Below are 6147 nucleotides of genomic sequence, written 5' to 3' on the forward strand. Positions count from 1 at the left end.
ATGCGATGATTTATGCTTAACTATTACTATGCATGACTAATAATTCTCTAATCTATAGCGCTGTGCGCAGGCAATAGGCAATAGGCAGTAGGGGGGATAAAAAGCTTATTATATAAAACTTTTAGCTATTGGACAGTTCCTGACATTTGTAAATATGCCAGCGCACATTGCTATAACTGGAATTATATCATGTCAACTTAAATTAGCGATCGAAAAATATTTTGTTTTTGAAGATTTGTTGAAAAAGTTTCTTTATTTATTTGCTCTCCGGAAAAGAGGGAGTAGGGAGTAGGGAGTAGGGAGTAGGGAGTAGGGGAAAAGAATTGATGATTTATGCGTATGGGATTAGATTTAATTTTTGATTATCACCAGATGTCTAGTATAAAGAAATATTCTATCTGAGCGCCATTGCTAAATCTGTCTCAATATTCCCCTTCTGGGATAGGAGTTAGGGGTGGGTTCCATATTCCCTATTTTAATGAATTGACATAAATTTATAATCTTGTGAAGAACTCACTCGCCAAGCTTCATCACCCATAACTTCCAAAACTTGGTGGTGATATTGTAACAAAGTTTGCCGATGTCCTACACTAATATAAGTAGTCGATAAACTTTGCAAATGTTGGTAAAGACTTTGTTCATTTTGTATATCCAGAGCGCTCGTTGCTTCGTCTAAAATTGCATAACGGGGTTGAGTCAGCAACAAACGAGCAAAAGCTACCCGCTGTTGTTCTCCCATTGACAACACACGATCCCAATCTTCAATGGTATCTAAACCACCAAATATTTCTGCTAATTTTGGCAAATTAACTTGTTTAAGCACCCGATAAATTATTTCATCAGAGATATTTAAGTCAGTGCGTGGATATAGCAGTTGATCTCGTAGGGAGCCTAAAATCATATAAGGATGTTGTGGTAAGAAAAGAATCTCTTCTAGTTTCGGCCGATAAATTGTGCCAGTTCCAGAATTCCATAAACCAGCGATCGCTCGCAAAATAGAACTCTTTCCACTACCACTCACCCCCACAATTAAGAGTCCTTCTCCCGGTTTTAATTCTATAGATACATTTTTAACTAAAGTTCTTTGATAGTTAGGAGTTTGCAAGGTAAGATGCTGTAAACTTAAGCGTGATTCTTCAACAGTATCAATTGTTTGACTACCATCAACTGGTGATGCATTTGGTTCTTCTAGAACTTGAACAAAACTCTCTAAACGTTCAATTCCTGCGATAAAACTGGTGAGAAATTCAAACATCCTAACTATGATATTCAAGGACTTAAAGACCCTTCTAAAAGCTCCATTAGCTTCTTGTATTGCTCCCACTTCCAACCCTGGTTCCCCTGCCAAAATTCTCGGACCAATAACTAAAGCTGGTAACATCCAGGTAATATAATTATATATGTTTTGAAAAATATCTAAGTTTCTCTCCCAAGTAATTACTTTATTATAAATACTTAAAACCGGAGCAAATATCTGTTTAATGTAGGTAAATTCTCTATTGCCTCCATGATAAAAAGCAATTGATTCAGCATTTTCTCGAATTCTCACTAAACCAAATCGAAAATTTGCCTCTCGTTTCAGTTGTTCTTTTTTAATTGGAATCAAAATTTTACCAAAACCTATAGTTGTAATTAGCATACCTCCTACAGAATATATGACTAAAATCAGAACCAATAATTTTGATTTTTCCCAAAGTAGAATTCCAAATGCAAACAAGTGAAAAATTGCTAAGGTAAACTGCCTAAATAGAGTTACAGAACGATGACAAAATGATGCAATATCTTCTGCAATTCGCTGATCGGGGTTATCAATTTCTCGATAGAGGGTATTGATTTTATAGAAGCAATCATTTTGGAAATACTTGTCTAAATAAAATTTGGTTAACCACTCTCTAGAATACAGACGAATTTTATCTTCCACATACTGGCAAGTAGCAACATTAACAGCTAACACAACAGAAGCACCAATATAGAAAAATGCAGATTTCCAGAATCTCTCAGAGTCCGTATCAACTAAAGCAGAAATTAATTCTCCTTGTTGTTTGAGTTGATTAACTCCTATAGTTGAATCTAAACTGAGAAGACAAAGCAGCAATATAAATAAACCAATTGCTCGCCATTTCTCTGGAGATTCCCACCAATATAGTTTACCAATTGCCCAAAACCTTTGGAAAATACTGAAATTAAGTTTGATGTTTTTCATTCTGTCTATTTACAAGGTAAGACATTTAATAAGTTTAAATCTTTATTGAAAAGAATGCTATACTTAATGCAATACTTCAATACTTCAATAATTAAATAATTAGCAGGATTCAATTTACTTCAAAATGATTGCCCAACTTAAAATCCAATTGATGACTTCCCAAGAATATCTGGAATGGGAAGAAAAACAACCTATTAAATATGAATATATTAACGGTCAAGTTTTTGCCATGACTGGGGGAACGATTCCTCATAATGACATTGCTGTTAACTTGACTACAGCTTTAAAAAATCACCTGCGTGGTAAAGGATGTAAAGTTTCAATGGCAGATGCCAAAGTAGGAGTGTCTGAAGCAGGACCTTTTTATTATCCTGATGTGATGGTTACTTGCAATGAACAAGATAGACGTGCAACTAAAATTATTTATCACCCTTGCTTAATTGTTGAAGTTTTATCTCCAGGTACTGAAGCGGTTGATCGCGGTAAAAAATTTCAAAATTATCGTCGTATTTCTACTTTGAAAGAATATGTTTTGATTGATGCACAACAGATGATGGTTGAATGTTTTCGACTCAATCAAAATGGTACTTGGGAGCTTTATAATTATGGGGAAAAAGATGAGGTAAGTTTAACTTCTGTCGAGCTGAGTTTTCCCATTGAAATACTTTATGAAGATGTGGTTTTGGAGGAATAGTCTAGCAAATCGACACAGCTAATTTATCGTTGTCAATTTATTCAAAGCTTGAGAATTATGTTAATCGAAAAAATAGTACAAGAATTGCAAGATATCCCAGAGGAGAAACTGTCAGAAATTTATGAGTTGATTCGCGACTTCCGTTTACGGTTAAACCCAGAAAACACTCAACCTCGGACTCCCGGACTCCTCACTGGAAAACTGGGAGACGCATTCTTTGAACTACTACCTGAAGAGGAACTCCAACAATGGGAATGAGCTACCTACTTAATTCTAGCTTGAATCATCCTCAGTATTGATTACCAACTGTTGAAAAAGGGTAACAAAAATAATTGTAGTTTTAGGTAAAAGTGCCTGCATTTCTTCAAAGTCGTAGTCACCTGTAATTAAAAAATTAGCTTTACTGACAACTGCACAAGCTAAAAATTTTTCATCTTTACGATCTCTGGGAAAATTTACTTCGACTGCTACCTCAACTTTTGTAGTTGCTTCCTCAATAATATTTAACCATTTTTGCTTAACAATATCGGTTAATTTTTTTTGGAATTTTGGACGATTTAATACCTGTCGATATTCATTTAAAATATCTTCTGATACAATCCACTCCCAATCATCTTTTGCAATAACAAAATTAACAGCATCTTCAGGTTTTCCATCAGCAATTACGGCAGAAACTAAAACATTAGTATCAATAATAATCTTCATTCACCCCTTCTCACTGCATCAATTTCTGCTGCAATCTCAGCTTCAGATAGAGGATGATCTGCGTATAATTCCTGGACTTCTCTACACAACTCCCTGAACCTTTGAGCTAAAGCAGCTTTTTTGGGATTGAAAGTTTGGTTTTTCTGCGACTCCTTAATTTTTCTGAGGTTTTCTTCTAGTAAATTTTGAGCTACCTCTCCTTCTAAGATAGAAATATCTATGCTATCTCGATCGGGGATTTTATCTACTTTTTTAATGCTAATAAAGTCACCTTCTCTAGTAACTTCAACTTCATCTAGGCCAGTCAAAAAAGATGGAGGAATGACCAAACCATTTTCATTGACTCTTAATCTCATTAATATCTCCTTTTAATCATTGATGTTCATATCCTTAATAGGAAAACTAATTATATTAGCTTTCAAAGATTATTTTAACATGGTTAGGTAATTGTTGCGAGTTGTGGAGCGGAATAGATATTTTTGGGGAAATTTGAGTAGTGATGGGAGGCGATCGCTAAACTTTCCTGAACCATAATACTGACGAAATCTATAGTTATCTCTAAATAATATACAAGTTTATTCCATTAATTGTTGTATTTCATTTAATGGTAAGTCTACTGCTTCGGCAATTTGTTGTGCTGTTAAACCGAGTTTGATTAATTTAGAGACAGTATTTAATTTATTTGTATGCAAGATATTTTCAATTATGGGTTGAGGAGAGTTTGTCATTTTGGACTTCTCTCTAGTATTAACAACATCCCTATTTTTTAGTTCTGTTGTTTCGGGATTATTGCATAGATTAATACTATCAACACGAACATGATTTCCTATTAAGGGAGACTGATAATTTGCACATCCCAAACGTTCGACTGTAGCAACAAAATTTGACTTATTTAACCTCTCTCCAAAAACCTCTGATAAAAGTTGCCAGAGTTCGTATCCTTCATCCTTAACATGACCATTAGAACATTTATATTGTTCTGCAATTTCTCTATATTTTTCGTTATTCAGAACACCTTTCAAAATTGCCATTTGTAGATTATTTAGGTGTTTTCCAGTTTGCTGAAAGACTAACTCATCAATTGAATTTAAAACTGTTTGCCAGTCCATTGTTTTAGAATTAATTCTTCTGAATAGCTTATCCGCTATTATCCTTCTTTATCCGTCCTTTTTATATTTTCTTAATAAAATCTCCGTCTTTATCCGTCCTTTTCCGACTTGTTAATATGTAAATGACTTGATTACAATACCTAGATGTCTACAATAATGCGTTAATTTGAATAGGATAAGTAAACAAAGATAATGACTCAAGCTGTATCTTCACTTAGTTTTGCACAAAAGAAGACTTTTCTCACAGAAGTCTTTTTTAATATTGGTCTCGCTTTATGTATTTATTTGTGTGTTGTATTTTTAGTTGTTCAATTCAAAATCACAGAACCTTTAGGTACGCTTTTATATGGAAATAAAACCACCACTATTATTTTCTTGCTCATTTATAGTGTACTTTGCGGTTTACTCTATACATTTTTTAGGTCTAAAAATGACGATTTAACTCAATACTTTGGATATGTTGGAATAATTTGTCTGAAAGCTTTATGGGCATCACCATTTTTGATTTTGCTTGTTCATGAATATCCAAATTTATTAAAAGAATCTTTTTTCATGTTTATTAACTTAATTGTATCTATAAACAAAATTGCAAATCAAGCAGTAAATCTAGATAAAGATTGGAGTTTTTTAGCTCCTATTGCTAAGTTTGAACTTGTCTTTGTAAGTGTTGCTGGTATTTTGGGCATAATTTTTGGATTTGACCTAGGGTTATTATATATTTTAATTGCTATATCGGCCTATTCACTATCTCTTTTAGTGCTAGGGGTATGGATATTAAAAGCTGACAAAAATCCTCTATTTTTATTTGGAAAAAGTGAAGAATTAAGTGCATCTTTATCTGTTTTTTCTATGTTAGAAGCAATTTATTTTTACATGTTTATTTTTGTGTTTATAACCTTTAAAAACCATGAGTAAATAAATCTTCAGTATGGTATGAATTAGAACAGAGTTAGTTCTTGTAGGTTGGGTTGAGGCAACGTTAGCGTAGCTTATCCTGTGGATAAGCCCAACACAAACAATTTTTCCCAAAACCCTGTCTCTAAATCTATTTTTATTTATCAACCATAGGTGCTATAATTCAACAAAATAATTATCAAAAAACCTATGGCTGAAATTACTATAGACGAGACCAAACTAAAAGAGTTGCTGAAAGTAGCAATTATTGAACTACTGCAAGAACAAAAAGAAGAATTTTCAGAAATTTTAGCAGAAACTTTAGAAGATATATTGATAAAAAACGCTATTCAAGAAGGTGAAAATAGCGAACTAGTTAGCCGAGAAGAAATATTCAAAATTCTTAATAAAAAACTATGAATATTGAGTTTAGAAAAAGCTTTGAAAAAGATTTACTCAAGGTTCTTGATGCTAACTTGTTTGCCATAATTAAAGAGATTATTGAACAAGTAGAAAAAGCGGAAAAATTAAGTGAAGTTAGA

At 33.2% G+C, this 6147-nt stretch carries 8 protein-coding genes; 4 read left to right on the top strand and 4 right to left on the bottom strand.

Going from position 1 to position 6147, the window contains the following annotated elements; all coding sequences use genetic code 11:
• Window positions 1–475: 475 nt before the first annotated feature.
• Complete coding sequence (locus tag AC3DU7_RS22015) at window positions 476–2203, bottom strand: ABC transporter ATP-binding protein/permease (protein ID WP_488041442.1); 1728 nt, start codon at window positions 2201–2203, stop codon at window positions 476–478.
• 124 nt (window positions 2204–2327) lie between these two features.
• Between AC3DU7_RS22015 and AC3DU7_RS22020 the strand changes: the two genes are divergently transcribed.
• Both AC3DU7_RS22020 and AC3DU7_RS22025 read left to right on the top strand, forming a co-directional pair.
• Window positions 2328–2897, top strand: a complete 570-nt coding sequence (locus tag AC3DU7_RS22020) for a Uma2 family endonuclease (protein ID WP_488041443.1) — start codon at window positions 2328–2330, stop codon at window positions 2895–2897.
• 57 nt (window positions 2898–2954) lie between these two features.
• Window positions 2955–3155 carry a hypothetical protein gene (locus tag AC3DU7_RS22025; protein WP_488041444.1) on the top strand — a complete coding sequence of 67 codons (201 nt, stop codon included), beginning with the start codon at window positions 2955–2957 and terminating at the stop codon, window positions 3153–3155.
• 15 nt (window positions 3156–3170) lie between these two features.
• Here AC3DU7_RS22025 and AC3DU7_RS22030 read toward each other — a convergent pair whose 3' ends face one another.
• The 3 genes from AC3DU7_RS22030 to AC3DU7_RS22040 form a co-directional block, all read right to left on the bottom strand.
• Window positions 3171–3602, bottom strand: coding sequence for a putative toxin-antitoxin system toxin component, PIN family (locus AC3DU7_RS22030; RefSeq protein WP_488041445.1), 432 nt, complete (start codon window positions 3600–3602; stop codon window positions 3171–3173).
• Entirely contained in the window at window positions 3599–3958 is a 360-nt protein-coding gene (locus tag AC3DU7_RS22035) for a hypothetical protein (protein ID WP_488041446.1), read from the bottom strand. Before AC3DU7_RS22035 ends, AC3DU7_RS22030 begins: the two co-directional genes overlap by 4 nt.
• Before the next feature lie 219 nt (window positions 3959–4177).
• Complete coding sequence (locus AC3DU7_RS22040) at window positions 4178–4711, bottom strand: helix-turn-helix domain-containing protein (RefSeq protein WP_488041447.1); 534 nt, start codon at window positions 4709–4711, stop codon at window positions 4178–4180.
• A 192-nt stretch (window positions 4712–4903) separates the two neighbouring features.
• Between AC3DU7_RS22040 and AC3DU7_RS22045 the strand changes: the two genes are divergently transcribed.
• Both AC3DU7_RS22045 and AC3DU7_RS22050 read left to right on the top strand, forming a co-directional pair.
• On the top strand, window positions 4904–5626 hold the full coding sequence (locus AC3DU7_RS22045) for a hypothetical protein (RefSeq protein WP_488041448.1): 723 nt from the start codon (window positions 4904–4906) through the stop codon (window positions 5624–5626).
• A gap of 189 nt (window positions 5627–5815) precedes the next feature.
• Window positions 5816–6025, top strand: coding sequence for a hypothetical protein (locus tag AC3DU7_RS22050; protein ID WP_488041449.1), 210 nt, complete (start codon window positions 5816–5818; stop codon window positions 6023–6025).
• Window positions 6026–6147: the final 122 nt, after the last annotated feature.

The sequence above is a fragment of the Okeania sp. genome (assembly GCF_983059655.1).

Bases quoted from the DNA above. Each gene is read 5' to 3' on its own strand.
- AC3DU7_RS22050 (WP_488041449.1), top strand. From the start codon at position 5,816: ATGGCTGAAATTACTATAGACGAGACCAAACTAAAAGAGTTGCTGAAA.
- AC3DU7_RS22025 (WP_488041444.1), top strand. From the start codon at position 2,955: ATGTTAATCGAAAAAATAGTACAAGAATTGCAAGATATCCCAGAGGAG.
- AC3DU7_RS22015 (WP_488041442.1), bottom strand. From the start codon at position 2,203: ATGAAAAACATCAAACTTAATTTCAGTATTTTCCAAAGGTTTTGGGCA.
- AC3DU7_RS22045 (WP_488041448.1), top strand. From the start codon at position 4,904: ATGACTCAAGCTGTATCTTCACTTAGTTTTGCACAAAAGAAGACTTTT.
- AC3DU7_RS22035 (WP_488041446.1), bottom strand. From the start codon at position 3,958: ATGAGATTAAGAGTCAATGAAAATGGTTTGGTCATTCCTCCATCTTTT.
- AC3DU7_RS22020 (WP_488041443.1), top strand. From the start codon at position 2,328: ATGATTGCCCAACTTAAAATCCAATTGATGACTTCCCAAGAATATCTG.
- AC3DU7_RS22040 (WP_488041447.1), bottom strand. From the start codon at position 4,711: ATGGACTGGCAAACAGTTTTAAATTCAATTGATGAGTTAGTCTTTCAG.
- AC3DU7_RS22030 (WP_488041445.1), bottom strand. From the start codon at position 3,602: ATGAAGATTATTATTGATACTAATGTTTTAGTTTCTGCCGTAATTGCT.